The 19287-nt window shown below is 37.0% G+C and carries 16 protein-coding genes and 1 pseudogene; 16 read left to right on the forward strand and 1 reads right to left on the reverse strand.

The genetic code is table 11. The annotated features are described in order from the left end of the window. Positions 1-39 precede the first annotated feature (39 nt). Entirely contained in the window at positions 40-675 is a 636-nt protein-coding gene (locus tag AC1DMU_RS16725) for a YigZ family protein (RefSeq protein ID WP_000926678.1), read from the reverse strand. A 239-nt stretch (positions 676-914) separates the two neighbouring features. On the opposite strand from AC1DMU_RS16725, the gene AC1DMU_RS16730 reads away from it, so the two are divergent. The 16 genes and pseudogenes from AC1DMU_RS16730 (at position 915) to AC1DMU_RS16805 (ending at position 19198) form a co-directional block, all read left to right on the forward strand. Further along, positions 915-1757, forward strand: coding sequence for a DegV family protein (locus AC1DMU_RS16730; RefSeq protein WP_088064804.1), 843 nt, complete (start codon positions 915-917; stop codon positions 1755-1757). Positions 1758-1929: 172 nt separating this feature from the next. After that, positions 1930-2244 carry a winged helix-turn-helix transcriptional regulator gene (locus AC1DMU_RS16735; RefSeq protein WP_000400858.1) on the forward strand — a complete coding sequence of 105 codons (315 nt, stop codon included), beginning with the start codon at positions 1930-1932 and terminating at the stop codon, positions 2242-2244. 146 nt (positions 2245-2390) lie between these two features. Then, a pseudogene (locus AC1DMU_RS16740) lies at positions 2391-3825 on the forward strand (C40 family peptidase). A gap of 127 nt (positions 3826-3952) precedes the next feature. After that, complete coding sequence (comFA, locus tag AC1DMU_RS16745; RefSeq protein WP_372471096.1) at positions 3953-5302, forward strand: ATP-dependent helicase ComFA; 1350 nt, start codon at positions 3953-3955, stop codon at positions 5300-5302. Then, on the forward strand, positions 5302-6006 hold the full coding sequence (locus AC1DMU_RS16750) for a ComF family protein (protein ID WP_215558972.1): 705 nt from the start codon (positions 5302-5304) through the stop codon (positions 6004-6006). The genes comFA and AC1DMU_RS16750 overlap by 1 nt, the downstream gene beginning before the upstream one ends. A gap of 126 nt (positions 6007-6132) precedes the next feature. Continuing rightward, the gene (gene cspC, locus AC1DMU_RS16755) at positions 6133-6330 is read left to right on the forward strand and encodes a cold shock protein CspC (protein ID WP_001990088.1); all 198 of its coding nucleotides are present in this window, start codon (positions 6133-6135) and stop codon (positions 6328-6330) included. 328 nt (positions 6331-6658) lie between these two features. Then, positions 6659-7201, forward strand: a complete 543-nt coding sequence (gene hpf / locus AC1DMU_RS16760) for a ribosome hibernation-promoting factor, HPF/YfiA family (protein WP_000671189.1) — start codon at positions 6659-6661, stop codon at positions 7199-7201. Between the two features lie 275 nt (positions 7202-7476). Next, positions 7477-9984 (forward strand): preprotein translocase subunit SecA, encoded by a 2508-nt coding sequence (gene secA, locus AC1DMU_RS16765; protein WP_048542521.1) that lies wholly within the window; start codon positions 7477-7479, stop codon positions 9982-9984. A gap of 144 nt (positions 9985-10128) precedes the next feature. Further along, positions 10129-11227, forward strand: a protein-coding gene (prfB, locus tag AC1DMU_RS16770) for a peptide chain release factor 2 (protein WP_096001656.1) whose coding sequence is annotated in 2 segments (ribosomal slippage) — positions 10129-10200 and positions 10202-11227 — 1098 coding nt in all. Because the reading frame shifts where the segments join, the coding sequence is not laid out codon by codon here. Between the two features lie 438 nt (positions 11228-11665). After that, complete coding sequence (gene cccB, locus AC1DMU_RS16775) at positions 11666-11989, forward strand: cytochrome c551 (protein WP_000727965.1); 324 nt, start codon at positions 11666-11668, stop codon at positions 11987-11989. A gap of 319 nt (positions 11990-12308) precedes the next feature. Further along, positions 12309-12995: a cell division ATP-binding protein FtsE gene (ftsE, locus tag AC1DMU_RS16780; protein WP_000594325.1), complete on the forward strand. Its 687-nt coding sequence runs from the start codon at positions 12309-12311 to the stop codon at positions 12993-12995. Then, positions 12985-13878 carry a permease-like cell division protein FtsX gene (gene ftsX, locus AC1DMU_RS16785; protein WP_087983949.1) on the forward strand — a complete coding sequence of 298 codons (894 nt, stop codon included), beginning with the start codon at positions 12985-12987 and terminating at the stop codon, positions 13876-13878. The genes ftsE and ftsX overlap by 11 nt, the downstream gene beginning before the upstream one ends. Positions 13879-13996: 118 nt before the next feature. After that, complete coding sequence (locus tag AC1DMU_RS16790) at positions 13997-15433, forward strand: S41 family peptidase (protein ID WP_000830301.1); 1437 nt, start codon at positions 13997-13999, stop codon at positions 15431-15433. Between the two features lie 260 nt (positions 15434-15693). Continuing rightward, the gene (locus AC1DMU_RS16795) at positions 15694-16878 is read left to right on the forward strand and encodes a PDZ domain-containing protein (RefSeq protein ID WP_137035902.1); all 1185 of its coding nucleotides are present in this window, start codon (positions 15694-15696) and stop codon (positions 16876-16878) included. Between the two features lie 227 nt (positions 16879-17105). Next, positions 17106-18821, forward strand: coding sequence for an ABC transporter ATP-binding protein (locus AC1DMU_RS16800; protein WP_088064796.1), 1716 nt, complete (start codon positions 17106-17108; stop codon positions 18819-18821). A 65-nt stretch (positions 18822-18886) separates the two neighbouring features. Then, a complete protein-coding gene (locus AC1DMU_RS16805; protein WP_000637523.1) occupies positions 18887-19198 on the forward strand; it encodes a heavy metal-binding domain-containing protein in 312 nt (103 codons plus the stop codon). Positions 19199-19287 lie beyond the last annotated feature (89 nt).

Below are 19287 nucleotides of genomic sequence, written 5' to 3' on the forward strand. Positions count from 1 at the left end.
TCACTACATTAATCTTTAAAGGTGAGGATGTAGTTATTCTTAGATAACATCTTGTTCTAAGTACAACATATCTCCTTCTGTAATTGTACATTTCCCATTTGTTAACTCAATCATCCAATCTGTGAATGCTTGTTTTCCGTCTTCTTCTACATACGTATCAAATGTGACATTTTCGAGATAATGTATATCTTTAATGGCATATTTCGAATTACGTAATTCATTTTCAATTTTGCCAAGTAATGTGTAATCAATTTCGGTCTGCATAACACGCATTAGTTTTCGCTGAACAACACCGACATGATTAATGCCTTCGCTTGTACATTTTCCATATGCGCGAATTAATCCACCTGCGCCAAGTTTGATGCCACCAAAATAGCGTGTAACGACAACGACGGTATCTTTTAAACCGCGTTTTTTTAGTACCTCTAACATAGGTACGCCAGCTGTACCGCTAGGTTCTCCGTCATCATTTGCTTTTTGGATTTGATCTTGTTCGCCAATCAAATACGCAGAACAATTATGTGTGGCATTCCAATTTTGTTTTTTTATTTTTTGTATAAATTCTTGAGCTTCTGCTTCGGTTGTAGCTCTGCTAACATAACAAATAAATCTTGATTTTTGAATGACAATTTCGTGCTCACCGTAGTCTTTGATTGTTAAATATTGTAATAACACTCGTATACGCCCCTATCTACCAAAATGACTAGTACTTTACATTTTAAAAGCGAGCGTTTTTATATTCAAACATTTTTTATAAATAAGTTGAAATTTTTGGTGAGTATTTCAACTTTTTGTTGTAATTTGTCGAGATGGTAAGTATTATTTCAAATCGGCATTTTTATGTATGGATGCACCATTTTTAGTTTTCGTGTAAACTTAGGGAATAAAAACTTTTTTATAAGGCAGGTACGCAAATGAAAACAGCTATTGTTACTGATAGTACAGCATATATACCGAAGCATATTCGTGATGAACTCAATATATATATGATTCCATTAAACGTTGTGTTTGGAACGGAATCTTATCAAGAAGAAGCTGAAATTTCAGTAGATGATTTCTATGTAAAAGTACGTGAGCAAGAAGAACTTCCGAAAACTTCTCAGCCAGCAATCGGAAAGTTTGTTGAGTTATTTGAAGAACTATCTAAGGATTATGATGCGGTTATTAGCATTCATCTTTCAAGTGGGATTAGTGGTACATATCAAACGGCAACGACAGCCGGGCAAATGGTAGAGGGTATTGATGTATTTACGTACGACTCTGAAATTAGTTGTGAAGTACAAGGATTTTATGTACGTGAAGGGGCAAAATTAGCAAGCGAAGGAAAAGATCCGAAAGAGATCGTTGCCCGTTTTGATGAAATGAAGAAAACGATGGACGCTTATTTTGTAGTGGATGATTTACATCATTTACAACGTGGAGGACGATTAAATAGTGCACAAGCTTTCATTGGTAGTTTGTTACAAGTGAAGCCAGTTTTATATTTTAGAGATAAAATCATTATTCCATTTGAAAAGATTCGTACACGTAAAAAAGCGTTAAAACGAATTGTTGAAATTTTTGATGAGCAAGCAAGTCAAGGTGTACCTATGGAAGCAGTTATCATTCATGCACAACGTGAAGAGGAAGCGAATGAATGGAAGGCAGAATTAGAAGCAAAATATCCCCATGTTACAATCCGCACAGGTTATTTCGGTGCTGTAATTGGTACGCATTTAGGTGAAGGTGCACTAGGTCTTGGATGGTATACGAAGTAATAAGATATAAAAAGCTCTCTTTTTGAAGAGGGTTTTTTTACGGATATTTTACGTGTAGTTGACAAGTTAATATTTGGAAATGGTAAAATGTACGTAAAATAAAATAATGAGGAAAGTTTTATAACTTACTTTTTACAAGAAACTATATTATAATAGAAGAGAGGTGAAACATATGGAGCATAATTCTTGTTTATGTCCAAAGTTTGAGTCAGCTTTTACTTTGCTTAGTAAAAAATGGACTGGCTTAATTATTAAATCTTTGCTTGAAGAGTCAAAACGTTTTAGAGAAATCGCAGATATTATACCGAATATGAGCGATCGTATGTTATCAGAGCGTTTAAAGGAATTGGAAAGTGAAGGCATTGTAGTTCGTAATGTTTATCCGGAAGTACCAGTTCGAATCGAGTACGGCTTAACTGAAAAAGGGAAAGCATTAGAAAGTGTTATGGATGAAGTCCAAAATTGGGCTGAGAAATGGATGAAATAACGTTTTGATTTCATTCGTATTAGTGTATTTAACAAAACGTAAGGGAAACCTTGCGTTTTTTCTTTGCTTATAAAAAGCTTTTAAAATTCTACACATATATACAAAAATATGCATATTTTGCGATAGAGTTACATATAATATTACATTTGTTTTACAATAGCGTAACATTAGCAAAAAAAATCCCGAATTATGGTATAAATTTTATAGGTTATATACGGAAAAAAGACAAAAGAAAGCGGTGTAAAAAATAAAATGAAAAAGCTAAAAATGGCATCTTGCGCATTAGTTGCAGGGTTAATGTTTTCAGGACTAACACCAAATGTATTTGCAGAAGATAAAATTTCTGACGTGAAATCACAAATTAATACACAAAATGACACTTTACATAAACAACAACAAGAACGTGATGTATTACAAAAACAAATGAATGACTTAAACAAAACAATTCAAGGTTTGGATAAATCTGTTCAAGAGAATGCTTCAAAACTTGATGAAACAATGAAAAAAGTTGCGGATACTGAGCAATTAATCGAAAATAAAAATAAAGATATTGCAGAACTACAAACGAAAATTGCAAAACGTGAAGAGTTATTAAGAAAACGTTTAGTTGCACTTCAAGAACAACCAAATACGAACGTTGTAACAGAAGTTCTTGTAAACTCTAAAAACGTTGCAGATTTAGTTGATCGTTTAACTTCTGTTTCTAAAATTCTTGAGTCTGACGAAGATATCATGAAAACACAACAAGAAGATCAAGCGAACGTGAAAAAAGATGTTGAAACGGTAAAAACAAAGCAAAAAGAATTAAAAGAAGCACAAGCTCAAATTGAAACTGCTAAGAAAGAACTTGACGCTGAAAAAGCGAAAAAAGCAACTGCAGTAAATGATTTAAGCGGTAAAATGGATACAGTTGTAACTTCAATGACAAGTACGGAAAGTCAATTGAAAGATCTTGAAAAACAAGCACTACAATTACAACGTATTGCTGAACAAGAAGCACAAGAAAAAGCTGCACAAGAAGCTGCTGCTCAAAAACAAGCAGAACAAGCTGCTAAAGATGCACAAGCGCCTACAGCACAAGCACCAGCAGAGCAAGCTGCACCTGCAGTACCAGCAAACAATGGTGGACAAGCTCAAAAAGAGGAACCTAAAAAAGAAGAACCTAAAAAAGAAGAGCCTAAAAAAGAAGCACCTAAGCAAGAAAAAAAACAAGCAGAGCCAGCACCAGCTTCAAATGCGGGTGGCGTAATTGGTAAAGCACAAGGTTACTTAGGCTTACCATATGTTTGGGGAAGTGCATCTCCATCAAACGGTGGTTTTGACTGTAGTGGATTCATTTCTTACATCTTCGGCGTAGGTCGTCAAGACGTTGCAGGTTACTGGAACTCAGTTTCTAAAGTAAGTAGCCCACAACCTGGAGATTTAGTATTCTTCCAAGGTACTTATAAACCAGGTCCATCTCACATCGGTATTTACGTTGGGAATGGCCAAATGATTCATGCTGGTGATAAAGGGATTGCTTACGCTAGCTTAAGCAGTAGCTACAACCAAAAACATTTCTTAGGATACGGTAGATTCTAGGATTTATAAACGAATAAAACATGTGTATAAAGTCGATAGCTTACTATTTTATAAGTAGGTTATCGGCTTTTTTGATTTTTTACGAGATTATGAGAAGGGTTTATAGTAGTGATGGAGGTGGTTGCTGATGTTAACAGGGAAACAGTTACTATTAGAGGAACTCTCTTCAGATTTACGGGATACATTACAAGATTTGAAAAAGAAGAGAGAGGTCGTATGTGTACAAGGTGTAAAAAAGAAAGCTTCTAAATATATGTGTCAGCGCTGCGGAAATATAGAGCAGCGATTATTTGCGTCATTTTTATGTAAAAGGTGCAGTAAAGTATGTACGTATTGCCGGAAGTGTATAACGATGGGAAGAGTTAGTGAATGTGCTGTACTCGTTCGTGGGATCGCTGAAAGAAAAGGAGAAAAAGGTATAAATTCGTTACAGTGGAACGGGACCTTGTCTACTGGTCAGGATTTGGCAGCGCAAGGTGTTATAGAAGCTATTAAGAAGAAAGACTCTTTTTTTATTTGGGCTGTGTGCGGGGCTGGAAAAACTGAAATGCTATTTTACGGTATGGAAGAGGCATTGCGAAAAGGAGAAAGGGTTTGTATCGCAACGCCAAGAACAGACGTTGTACTAGAATTAGCGCCGAGATTACAAAAAGTGTTTCCAAATGTAAATGTAGCGTCCTTATACGGAGGAAGTGAAGATAGGGACAAAGATGCAGCGTTAGTCGTTGCAACGACTCATCAATTGTTACGTTACTATAGAGCGTTTCATGTCATGATTGTAGATGAGATCGATGCCTTCCCGTATCATGCGGATCAAATGTTGCAGTATGCAGTGCAACAAGCGATGAAAGAGAAAGCAGCGCGTATTTATTTAACTGCAACTCCAGATGAAAAGTGGAAGCGTAATTTCAGAAGCGGGAAACAAAAAGGTATCATTGTCTCTGGACGATACCATCGTCATCCGTTACCAGTTCCTCTATTTTGCTGGTGCGGAAATTGGAAGAAAAGCCTCCATCAGAAAAAAATCCCTCGATTTTTACTACAATGGTTAGAAATGTACGTAAGCAAAAAGTATCCCATTTTTTTATTTGTTCCTCATGTGCGATATATAGAAGAATTGAGCCTGATATTGAAAACGTTGGATCCTAGAATCGATGGTGTACATGCAGAAGATGCGATGAGAAAAGAAAAAGTAGCAGCTTTCAGAAAGGGAGAAATTCCGTTATTAGTTACAACGACAATTTTAGAGAGAGGAGTAACTGTGAAGAATTTACAAGTTGCGGTGTTAGGGGCGGAAGAAGAAATCTTTTCAGAAAGTGCGCTTGTACAAATTGCAGGCCGAGCAGGTCGTAGTTTTGAAGAACCTTATGGCGAGGTCGTTTATTTTCATTGCGGTAAGACAGAGGCGATGGTACGCGCGAAAAGGCATATTCAAAGTATGAACAAAAAGGCGAAAGAACAAGGATTAATCGATTAATGCATTGTCTACTTTGCGATGAGTATATGTTGGAAACAGTTAGTTGGTACACCTTCTTTGTAAAGTCTCACAAAAAATATATATGTGATAGGTGTGAGCGGAAACTTTCCTATATTATAGGAGAGATTTGCATGGAGTGTGGGCGACCTTTAGAGGACTTGACTTCCGAATATAAAGAAAATGATATTTGTGTGGATTGCATAAGGTGGATAAAAGAGGAGAAGTATCGTCCTTTTAAAAATCGTTCTTTGCACGTGTACGATGATGAGATGAAAGAAATATTAGCACAGTTTAAGTTTCGGGGAGATGCGGAGTTAGTTCATATTTTTTATCGATCCTTTCGGGAGCTGTTTCAAAAGCATTTTACGAGCATTTCAAGTGTTATTGCTGTTCCGCTTAGTAGGGAACGGGAATATGAACGTGGTTTTAATCAGGCAGAGTTATTAGCAGCATGTTTACCTGTCAAAATTTCTTATCCCTCATTAAGAAGAAGGGAAACAGAAAAGCAAAGTAAGAAGACACGTAAAGAAAGGCTTTCGGGAAGTAATCCTTTTTATTTTCAGGGAGAAGATATGTTTCATGATCAACATATTTTACTCGTTGATGATGTATATACGACAGGAATTACAGTTAGACAAATTGGAAGTCTTTTATACAATAGAGGAGCAAGGGAAGTTTCTAGTTTGACGCTTTGTAGAAGTTGATCTGTAACTGTCGAAAGGGATAATAAAAAGACGATAAGTCTTCTTTGACTTCGTAAGTTGTCATTCGTTATAGTCAAAGTATGGGGCGAATGCCCTGATTTTTAGAGTGAAGGGAATGGAATGAACATGCAAGGAAGAGTGAAATGGTTCAATGCAGAAAAGGGATTTGGGTTTATTGAGCGTGAAGATGGTGATGATGTGTTTGTTCATTTTTCTGCTATTCAACAAGATGGATATAAGTCATTAGAAGAAGGGCAACAAGTTGAGTTTGACATTGTAGATGGAGCACGTGGACCACAAGCAGCTAATGTTGTAAAACTGTAGGAATATTGTTTTTGGGAAGAGAGAGCTGCGTTTGTGGCAACGTTATATATATGGTAGAACCTCTTGTTTTTTGCAAGGGGTTTTTGTTATGAATCAAGTTGTCAAAAAGTTGTTTCTTTTCTGTAACGAATTGTCCACAGTTATATTCGTTATTCACGATGTTAATAGGATAAAATAAAGATAGAAACGATGCATCTTTTCATTTCAACAAATCAACAAAAAACGATAAAAAAATCGCAATTCCACTAATTTTTTTAAAAAAGTTAGAAGGAGTTTTTAAGCCAATGTCGAAATTATAGTACATAGGCTTGAAAGGAGGAATTCATCTATGAAATTCAACATTCGTGGTGAAAATATTGAAGTAACTCCAGCATTAAAGGAATATGTAGAGAAAAAACTAAGTAAGTTAGAGCGTTATTTTGATACATTCCCAGAGATTAAAGTTAATTTAAAAGTATACTCTGACAAGCAACGTGTCGAGGTAACAATTCCATTTACTGATTTATTACTTCGTGCAGAAGAAACTAATAGCGATATGTACGCTGCTATCGATTTAGTAGTTGATAAACTTGAGCGACAAATTCGTAAACATAAAACAAAGGTAAATCGTAAGTTACGTGAGAAAGGTTCTATGAAAACGAACTTTATCCTTCCAGAAGCAGTAGCTGTTCTGGATGCGGTAGAAGAGGATGAATTAGAACTTGTACGTACAAAACGATTTGATTTAAAACCGATGGACGTTGAGGAAGCGATCCTACAAATGGATATGCTAGGACATAATTTCTTCGTCTTCACAAATGCTGATACAAATGAAACTAATGTTGTATACGGCCGTAAAGATGGGAAATATGGTTTAATCGAAACTAAATAATAATTCAAAAGCGCAGCCGAAATGGCTGCGCTTTTTTTGCTGAAAATAGATTTTTTTTTAAAGTTTTCTTAATTTAGAACGAGACATTCGGCCGATTGTTGTCATAGTTATAAGACAAGTGTTACAATTATCATTAGGTATATACATTTTAGTTTTTTTAATTAGGAGAAAAATTGGCATAACATACATTTGATTTTTATAACGACTGATTGTAATAGAAAAAGAAAAAACAATCGGAAGTTTTATTTTAATAAAAAAAGAGGAGCGTATTTCCTATGATCGGTATTTTAAAAAAGGTATTTGATGTAAATCAACGCCAAATTAAACGTATGCAGAAGACAGTTGAGCAAATTGATGCATTAGAATCATCTATTAAGCCACTAACAGATGAACAATTAAAAGGAAAGACGCTTGAATTTAAAGAACGTCTAACAAAAGGTGAGACAGTAGATGATCTACTTCCTGAAGCTTTTGCAGTTGTTCGCGAAGCTGCGACTCGTGTTCTTGGAATGCGTCCGTATGGCGTGCAGTTAATGGGTGGTATTGCCTTACATGAAGGGAATATCTCTGAGATGAAAACGGGTGAAGGTAAAACATTAACATCTACATTACCTGTATATTTAAATGCTTTAACAGGAAAAGGTGTTCACGTTGTTACAGTCAATGAATACTTAGCACAACGTGATGCGAGCGAAATGGGACAACTTCATGAGTTCCTAGGCTTAACAGTAGGAATTAACTTAAACAGCATGTCACGCGAAGAGAAACAAGAGGCTTATGCTGCTGATATTACGTATAGCACAAATAATGAGCTTGGATTCGATTACTTACGTGACAACATGGTTTTATATAGAGAACAGTGCGTTCAGCGTCCACTTCATTTTGCTATTATCGATGAAGTCGATTCTATTTTAGTCGATGAAGCACGTACGCCGCTTATTATTTCGGGACAAGCTCAAAAATCAACAGAGCTATACATGTTTGCAAATGCATTCGTTCGTACATTAGAAAATGAAAAAGAGTATTCATTTGATGTGAAAACGAAAAATGTAATGTTAACTGAAGATGGTATTACGAAAGCAGAGAAAGCTTTCCATATTGAAAACTTATTCGATTTAAAACATGTCGCACTTCTTCACCATATTAATCAGGCGCTTCGTGCACACGTTGTTATGCATCTTGATACAGATTATGTTGTACAAGAAGGCGAAATCGTAATTGTAGACCAATTCACTGGTCGTCTTATGAAAGGTCGTCGTTATAGCGAAGGTTTGCACCAAGCTATTGAAGCAAAAGAAGGCGTAGAAATTCAAAATGAAAGTATGACACTCGCAACAATTACGTTCCAGAACTATTTCCGTATGTATGAAAAGTTATCTGGTATGACTGGTACAGCGAAAACGGAAGAAGAAGAATTCCGTAGTATTTACAATATGAATGTTATCGTAATTCCAACGAATAAAGATATTATTCGTGATGACCGTGCTGATTTAATCTTCAAATCAATGGAAGGCAAATTCAATGCAGTTGTTGAGGATATTGTAAATCGTCATAAACAAGGGCAACCTATTCTTGTCGGTACAGTTGCAATTGAAACGTCAGAGCTTATTTCAAAAATGTTAACACGTAAAGGTGTACGCCATAACATTTTAAACGCGAAAAACCATGCGCGTGAAGCAGATATCATTGCAGAAGCTGGTATGAAAGGTGCTGTAACGATTGCGACGAATATGGCTGGTCGTGGTACGGATATTAAGCTTGGAGACGATATTAAAAACGTTGGTCTAGCAGTTATCGGTACAGAGCGTCACGAAAGCCGTCGTATTGATAATCAGTTACGTGGTCGTGCTGGTCGTCAAGGGGACCCTGGTGTAACGCAGTTCTACTTGTCTATGGAAGATGAACTAATGCGCCGATTCGGTTCTGACAATATGAAAGCGATGATGGATCGTCTTGGTATGGATGATTCACAGCCGATTGAAAGTAAAATGGTTTCTCGTGCGGTAGAATCTGCACAAAAACGTGTAGAAGGAAATAACTATGATGCACGTAAGCAGTTACTGCAGTACGATGATGTACTTCGTCAGCAACGTGAAGTTATTTACAAACAGCGTCAAGAAGTAATGGATTCTGAGAATTTACGCAGTATTATTGAAGGTATGATGAAATCTACAGTAGAACGTGCTGTTGCGCTTCATACACAAGAGGAAATTGAAGAAGATTGGAACATTAAAGGTCTTGTTGACTACTTAAATGCCAACCTTCTGCAAGAAGGCGATATAAAAGAAGAAGAGTTACGTCGTCTTGCTCCAGAGGAAATGAGCGAGCCAATTATCGCGAAATTAATAGAGCGTTACAACGACAAAGAAAAGCTTCTGCCAGAAGAGCAAATGCGTGAGTTCGAAAAAGTTGTTGTATTCCGTGTAGTAGATACGAAATGGACAGAGCATATTGATGCGATGGATCACCTTCGTGAAGGTATTCATTTACGTGCTTACGGTCAAATTGATCCACTTCGTGAGTATCAAATGGAAGGATTCGCAATGTTCGAGTCAATGATTGCTTCTATTGAAGAGGAAATTTCTCGTTACATTATGAAAGCTGAAATTGAACAAAACTTAGAGCGTCAAGAAGTTGTTCAAGGTGAAGCTGTTCATCCATCTAGCGATGGCGAAGAAGCGAAGAAAAAACCAGTTGTAAAAGGTGACCAAGTAGGCCGCAACGATTTATGTAAATGTGGTAGCGGTAAAAAATATAAAAACTGCTGTGGTATCGGGAAGTAATACAGGGCGGTAGCCCAGATTGCTTTGCAAAATTTTACATCAAAAATGTATAATTAAGAAAGTTTAAACTCTCTCCGTCATAAGTGGAGAGAGTTTCCCTTGTTCTCATAAGAAAGTAACAGCAATTACATAGAGGTGAAGGAAATGGAATTAGTAGAAATTAGACAAGAATTAGAGAAAATGGCTAAGAGATTAGCGGCTTTTAGGGGGTCTCTTTGACCTTCCTACTAAGGAGAAACAAATTGCAGAGTTAGAAGAGACAATGATGGGTGCAGGATTTTGGGATGACCAACAAGGCGCACAAGCTGTAATTAACGAAGCTAATGCACTGAAAGAGATGGTTGGAAAGTTCCGTCAGTTAGATGAGACCTTCGAAAATTTAGAAATCACGCATGAGCTTTTAAAAGAAGAGTATGATGAAGATTTACATGAGGAGCTTGAATCAGAAGTGAAAGGCTTAATTCAAGAAATGAATGAGTATGAGCTTCAGCTACTACTAAGCGATCCTTATGATAAAAATAACGCTATTTTAGAATTACACCCAGGTGCTGGTGGAACAGAGTCACAAGACTGGGGTTCTATGTTATTACGTATGTACACACGTTGGGCTGAAAAACGTGGGTTTAAAGTAGAAACGGTTGACTACTTACCAGGTGATGAAGCTGGTATTAAGAGTGTTACTTTATTAATTAAAGGTCATAACGCTTACGGTTATTTAAAGGCAGAGAAAGGTGTACATCGTCTTGTACGTATCTCGCCATTCGATTCTTCAGGCCGTCGTCATACATCGTTCGTATCTTGTGAAGTCGTACCTGAGTTCAATGATGAAGTTGAAATCGAAATACGTTCAGAAGACTTAAAAGTTGATACGTACCGTGCAAGTGGTGCAGGTGGACAGCATATTAATACGACAGACTCAGCAGTTCGTATTACACATACACCAACAAACACAGTTGTAACATGTCAGTCAGAGCGTTCACAAATTAAAAACCGTGAGCACGCGATGAAAATGTTAAAAGCGAAATTATACCAAAAGAAATTAGAAGAGCAACAAGCGGAGTTAGATGAAATTCGCGGTGAACAAAAAGAAATCGGATGGGGTAGCCAAATTCGTTCTTACGTATTCCACCCGTATTCTCTTGTGAAAGACCACCGTACAAATACAGAGGTTGGTAACGTGCAAGCAGTTATGGATGGAGAAATTGATCCATTTATTGATGCTTACTTACGTTCTCGCATCTAATAAGCGAAAAAAAGCCAACAAAGTTGTCGGCGTATGCTGAGGATAATCGAGGATATAAAGAATTTGATTTTATTTCTATAGATGAAGTAAAGAGGAAGAGAAGTTGGAAACGACAACTTCTCTTTTTGATGAGATTATATGTAGCATACAATGTTGTATATTGTATTGTAAAAAGTAGAGAATAGTAAAACAGAGCGGCAATAGAGTAAGACTTGAACAGAACTTTTCTGATTTTCTGTTCAACAAGAATTCTTTATAGAAGTTTTTATGTTGTTCACAGAATTGAAACAACTTATGAAAGCTTTATATTATCAGGGTTTTTACTGTATTTTTGAAAAATATGAAATATACCTTAGTTTTTCTATATAAAGATAATGCTTATAATGAAAATGAGTGTGTTAGGAATGAAAAGAATATCAACAATGGGGAGCGATAGAAGTGAAAAAGAAATTGTTGGCTATTGCGTTAGGAACATCAGTCGTTTTTGCTTTAGGAGCATGTGGAAATAAAGAAGAGAGTAAGCCTTCGAAACAATCTGCAAGCACAGATAGCGCAGAGCAAATTTACCAAAAAAGTTGTATAGGCTGTCACGCGAAAGATTTATCGGGAGCAACTGGACCGGATTTACGAAAAGTGGGACAGAAATATGATGCAGCAGAGATTGAAAAGATTATTGAAAAAGGTCGCGGTTCCATGTCACCAGGAATTATTCAAGGTGAGGATGCGAAAAAAGTAGCTGAGTGGTTAGCTGAACATAAATAAAAAGGGTGAACTGGACGGGTTGGTTATATAATCTTATCCCAAAATGATTTTGGGTAAGAACTATGACGACTCGTTTCCTTTTTTTTTGATGTAACATAACTGTAACAAAAATGTATCCGAACTGGAAACCGTTTGATGTTACAATGAGGTTTGTAGAATTTTGCTGAAATATATTACATAGAGTAGCGCTGCTAATAAAAAGCATGAATGGAAGCTACCTTCAACAAGAGTGGTTAAGCGAGAATAAAAGGTTATCTTTTATTTTCAGATGTACAGAAAAGTATTTCGAAAAAAATCATTAAGTATTGGGTGATAAATAATGATAAAAATGACGAATGTTTATAAGGAGTACCCGAATGGTATGAAAGCCATTGCTGGTCTCACAGTTAACATTAAACAAGGTGAGTTTGTATACGTAGTTGGACCGAGTGGAGCCGGGAAATCTACATTTATTAAAATGATGTATCGTGAAGAGAAGCCATCTACAGGATCAATTAATGTAAATGGACTTGTTATTGAAACATTAGCAGAAAGAGATGTTCCATATTTCCGTCGTCAATTAGGCGTAATTTTCCAAGATTTTAAATTACTACCTAAGTTAACGGTATATGAGAATGTTGCGTTTGCTTTAGAAGTAATTGAAGAAGAAAAAGAAGCCATTCGTGAGCGTGTAACAGAAGTTTTAGGTCTTGTAGGTCTTGAGGATCGTGCAGACGCACTACCAAGTGAACTTTCGGGCGGAGAGCAGCAACGTGTTGCGATTGCGAGAGCAATTGTTAATAGACCGAAGGTTGTAATTGCCGATGAGCCAACAGGTAACTTAGATATTGAAACAGCTCTTGATATTATGAAGATTTTTACGCGTATTAACGAGCGTGGTACAACGATTGTTATGGCGACACATAACTCAGATATCGTAAATACAATTCGTCATCGTGTAATCGCGATTGAAGGCGGAAAAATTGTTCGAGATGAGATTGAGGGAGGATACGGATATGAAGGCTAAGACCCTTAGTCGACATTTGCGAGAAGGTGTAAAGAATCTATCACGTAACGGATGGATGACATTTGCTTCTGTTAGTGCAGTAACAGTTACATTATTACTTGTAGGTGTCTTTTTAACAGCGATAATGAATATGAACCATTTTGCGACGAAAGTAGAGCAAGATGTAGAAATTCGTGTACACATTGATCCAGCAGCAAAAGAAGCTGATCAAAAGAAATTAGAAGATGATATGAGTAAGATTGCAAAAGTAGAATCTATTAAATATTCTTCTAAAGAAGAAGAGCTAAAACGCTTAATTAAAAGCTTAGGTGATAGCGGAAAAACGTTTGAGTTATTTGAACAAGATAACCCACTTAAAAACGTATTCATTGTAAAAGCAAAAGAACCAACAGATACAGCGACAATCGCGAAAAAGATTGAGAAAATGCAGTTTGTAAGTAATGTTCAATACGGTAAAGGTCAAGTTGAAAAATTATTTGATACTGTAAAAACAGGACGTAATATCGGGATTGCGTTAATTGCAGGTCTTTTATTCACAGCGATGTTCTTAATCTCTAATACAATTAAAATTACAATTTATGCTCGTAGTACAGAAATCGAAATTATGAAACTGGTAGGTGCAACAAACTGGTTTATTCGTTGGCCGTTCTTATTAGAGGGATTATTCCTAGGAGTATTAGGATCAATTATTCCAATTGGCTTAATTCTAGCTACGTATAATTCACTACAAAGTGTGTTTAACGAAAAACTTGGCGGAACAATTTTCGAACTTCTACCATACAGTCCTTTCGTATTCCAATTAGCTGGTTTACTAGTGTTAATCGGGGCTTTAATCGGTATGTGGGGAAGTGTAATGTCAATTCGTCGCTTCTTAAAAGTATAAAAAGTTGCAAACATAATTCGTACAAGCTTATCATATAGTAGAAATAGGTAAAGGCATCACACACTGTGTGATGCCTTTTGCTACACCACCTGTGTGTTTTGGAAAGGGGAATTCCGCATTGAAACGTAGAGTTGCAATTATTGGAATGGTTGTTGCATTTTTAATTGGTGCTGGCGGAATGTTTGCAGGTATGTCTTTATTTGGGGTTAACCCAGCAGAAGTAACGCAAACAATTTCGAGTGGAAACGCTAGCACCTCACAAGGGAATTTGGCAAAAATTAATGAGGCGTATGCACTAATTGATTCACGTTATGTGGAAGACGTGAAGGATGACAAGTTAGTCGAAGGTGCAATACAAGGCATGTTGTCTACGCTGAAGGACCCTTATTCCACGTATATGGATAAAGAAACGGCTAAACAGTTTAGTGAATCACTTGATCCTGAGCTAGAGGGGATCGGGGCTGAGGTGAACAAAACGGACGGTAAGCTCATTATCGTATCTCCAATTAAAGGCTCACCGGCAGAAAAGATTGGAATTAAACCGAATGACCAAATTTTATCTGTAGATGGAAATAGTGTGAAAGATTTATCACGTGAAGAAGCAGTATTAAAGATTCGTGGTAAAAAAGGAACGACTGTCGCGATTGAAATTAAGCGTGCAGGAGTAGCTGATCCGATTGTATTTAAAATTAAGCGTGAAAAAATTCCAATCTTCACGGTGTTTAGTTCTGTGAAACAAGAGAGCGGAAAAGATATCGGTTATATGCAAATCACTTCTTTTGCTGAAAATACAGCGAAAGAATTTAAGGATCAGTTAAAAGAGTTAGAGAAGAAAAACATAAAAGGCTTAGTTATTGACGTGCGTGGTAATCCTGGTGGCTACTTAAATAGTGTAGAAGAGATACTAGGGGAAATTATGACGGATAAAAAGCCGATGCTACAAGTAGAGCAACGAAATGGTGAGAAAAAGAAATTCTCTACGGAACTGAAAGAGAAAAAGCCATATCCAATTTCAGTATTAATTGATAACGGAAGTGCTTCTGCTTCAGAGATTTTAGCGGGTGCGCTAAAAGAGGGAGAAGGATACGATTTAATTGGTGAAAAAACGTTTGGTAAAGGTACTGTTCAGCAAGCCGTTCCATTTAAAGATGGCAGCAACATTAAATTAACGATGTTTAAATGGTTAACACCGGATGGAAACTGGATTCATAAAAAAGGAATCGCGCCAACAGTAGAAGTGAAGCAACCAGATTATTATCATGCGACACCAATTCAAATTGAAAAGACACTTTCATACAATTCAAATGATGTGCAAGTAAAACACGCGCAAGAAATGCTTAAGAGTTTAGGATATGTACCAGGGCGTGAAGATGGATACTTTAGTAAAGAGACAGAATCAGCGCTGAAAGCATTCCAAAATGCGAATGAGATGGAAGCGACGGGACAGCTTGATAAAAAGACAGCTGAGGCGATTCAAACTAAAATTATTGAAAAAATCCGTTCTGGAGAAAATGATCTACAATTACAGTCCGCATTAAAATTAATAGTGAAATAAAGTGAAACTTTAATCAGTGGGGGTTTTCTTCATCCCCACTAATTATTAGTTGAACCAATCGGACTTTTATGGGCAGTGGATCCCCCACCTAAATTCTTTGCTTTCGCTGAATTTTGAGGTGGGGGTCTTACTGCCCATTAAAGCGAAATAAAAAGAAATACAGGCAGTTTGCTGCCTGTATTTTTTTGTGTTAAACAAACGTTTGTCCAGTTATGATAATATAAAAAGAAAGAATGATATAAATGGTGGTGAATGAGTTCGTGGAGGCATGGATTTTTGAAATAATGCGGGCAGTTGGACGTTTTTTCTTACACCCTGCTGTCTATGTATTTTTAATAAGTAGTATCTTCGTTGGATACTTACGTATGTTACGAGAACGAAAGGATTTTTCCTTTAAAGTTTATGATATTTGGTTTGAACTGCGAACATCTCTATTTGCGGGAGTTGGATACGGATTAATCGTATCTATTCTTACAATTGGACTTGGCCTTGTCGTTTCCAAAGCGAGCTTATGGGTCATCTTACTTTGGACGTTATTATTTGGATTAACTGCTATGTATCGATATTTATCAGCAGCTTATACATTTAGTATCGCAATTGTATGCGTTCTAGTATCTTCTAAGCTACCAGTTTCCTTCTTACAGCTTGGAGAAGGGGAAGAGAGTACGATTGTATCTCTTGCTATTTTACTAGGTGTCATGCTCGTTGTAGAGGGCTTGTTGATTTCTAAAAATGCAGTAGGATATTCTACGCCGAAGATTAGGAAGGGTAAGCGTGGGCTAAAGATTGGTTTACACGAATCAAAGCGTTTATGGATCGTTCCTATTTTTATTCTTGTACCAGGTGATGCAGTAACGCAGTTTATTTCATGGTGGCCTGTCGTTTCAATCGGTTCACATACCTATTCTCTATTCCTCGTTCCATTTTTAATTGGATTTATGAGAAAGATTAGAAGTTATGAGCCAACGGAAGCTTTATTATTTACAGGAAGGCGTGTCTACGGATTAGCAGGAATTGTACTTGTTTTAGGAATCGCAAGTTATTGGTGGCACGTACTTGCCATTATCGCAATGGGAGTCGCAATGCTTGGGCGTTTCACAATTTCCATGCAAGAAAAAATTGCCGATGAGACGAGACCGGCGTATTTCGCTGCACGTAATGATGGACTTGTTGTATTAGATACAATCCCGAATACAATTGGGGCGGAGCTGAATTTACTGCCTGGAGAAGTGATTACGAAAGTAAATGGAGTCATTCCAAGAAGCGCTGAGGAATTTTATGATGCGCTTCAAACGAAGACGACAGGAGCATTTTGTAAATTAGAAGTATTAGATACAAATGGAGAGCTTCGCCTTGCCCAAACGGCATTATACGCCGGAGGACATCACGAATTAGGAATTGTGTTTGTTCAGCAGGAGCATGAGTGGGATTCGGAAGCGATGTAATAGAGGAAAGGGTATCACCTTGTGGTGATACCCTTTTTGGTTGTGGGGGCGGGATTAGTAGTAAATGAAATTTATATCGGTGATTATTCAAATATATCGAATTTATGGAAAAAACGACAACCATCGCAAACATTCTTTTTAGTTTCATAGACGGATAACTTGAATAATTATTTGATAATGGTTATCATTTAGTGAGTCTTTTTAATTTTGGAAAATGGAGGTAAGATATGCTACGTAAATTTTTTTCTTACTATAAACCGTATAAAGGTTTATTTATACTCGACTTTTCTTGCGCAGTTGTCGCAGGGTTACTAGAACTTGGCTTCCCGCTTATCGTAAATCAATTTATTGATAAGTTATTGCCAGGACAAAACTGGACGCTTATTTTATGGGCTTGTTTCGGTTTACTTGCAGTGTATATATTAAATGCAGGCTTACAATATGTCGTTACATATTGGGGACATATGCTTGGTGTTAACATTGAAACGGATATGAGACAGAAATTATTTGATCACATTCAAAAGCTATCATTCAGATTTTTTGACAATAATAAAACAGGTCATTTAATTTCACGTCTTACAAACGACTTAATGGAAATTGGGGAAATTGCTCACCATGGGCCAGAAGATTTATTTATCGCTGTTATGACTTTAGTTGGGGCATTCTCATTTATGATGATGATCAACTGGAAGTTAGCGTTATTAACGTTCTTCGTTATTCCATTCCTATTGTGGTTGGCACTTTACTTCAATAAAAAAATGACAGGTACGTTTAGACGTTTATTCTCAGACGTTGCTGATTTCAATGCATGTATTGAGAACAACGTTGGCGGTATCCGTGTTGTACAAGCATTCGGAAATGAAAAGTTTGAGAAAGAGCAATTTGCTGTAAACAATGCTCGTTTCCGTACAACGAAATTAATGGCGTATAAAATTATGGCGTTAAATTCATCGATTAGTTATATGCTCATGCGTCTCGTAACGCTCTTCGTCTTAATATGCGGTACATGGTTTGTTCTGCAAGGTGAATTAACGTACGGTGGATTTATCGGATTCGTTCTATTAACGAATATTTTCTTCCGCCCAATTGAAAAAATTAATGCGGTAATCGAAAGCTATCCGAAAGGGATCGCTGGTTTTAAGAGATATGTAGAGCTTCTTGAAACAGAGCCAGATATTGTAGACTCTAAAGATGCGATGGAAGTTAAACATGTACATGGTGATATTCAATATAGCAACATTACATTCGGATATGAAAATAAAGAACCGATTTTAAATGATATTAATTTGAAAATACATGCAGGTGAAACAGTTGCTTTCGTAGGACCATCAGGAGCTGGAAAAACGACGTTATGTAGTCTATTACCACGTTTTTATGAACAATCGTCTGGATCGATTCAAATTGATGGTATTGATACGAAAGATATGACGTTATCTTCACTTCGTAAGCAAATTGGAATTGTGCAGCAAGATGTGTTCTTATTCTCAGGAACAATTCGTGAAAATATCGCTTACGGAAACTTAAAGGCGTCAGAAGCTGAAATTTGGCAGGCAGTAAAACGTGCGCAGTTAGAAGACTTAATTTACTCACAACCAGACGGTTTAGATACCGTTATCGGTGAGCGTGGGGTGAAACTTTCTGGTGGACAGAAGCAGCGTCTAGCGATTGCTCGTATGTTCTTGAAAAACCCGCCAATTTTAATATTAGATGAAGCGACTTCCGCATTAGATACAGAGACGGAACTGGCGATTCAAAAATCACTTGCTGAACTATCTGTGGGCCGTACAACATTAGTTATTGCTCACAGACTTGCAACGATTAAAAATGCAGATCGTATCGTCGTTGTAAATAAAGATGGTATTGCAGAACAAGGTTCACATGATGAATTAATTGAACAAGGCGGAGGATACAGCAGGTTATACGAAGCACAGTTCAGTTCGTAAATATAATTTCTGCTGAATTAGTGCACCATAAGTAAGTGAAAATCTTATATGGGAGGCTATGAAGCATGATTGTAACAACAACGTCTACAATTCAAGGAAAAGAAATTATTGAGTATATCGATATCGTCAATGGAGAAGCGATTATGGGCGCGAATATCGTTCGTGACCTTTTCGCCTCTGTCCGTGACGTTGTCGGCGGTCGTGCGGGCGCTTATGAAAGTAAATTAAAAGAAGCGCGCGACATTGCAATGGAAGAGATGAAAACTTTCGCAAGACAAAAAAATGCGAATGCAATTGTTGGTATCGACGTGGATTACGAAGTAGTTCGCGAAGGAATGCTAATGGTTGCAGTGAGCGGAACTGCTGTCCGTATTTAAAGTGAAAAAGCCGTGCTGATGCACGGCTTTTTCACTTTTATTAATGCTATTCTATGTCGAAGTTCCAATATTTCTTGGGAAATGCGGAA

The organism is Bacillus sp. 01N45, from assembly GCF_056399205.1.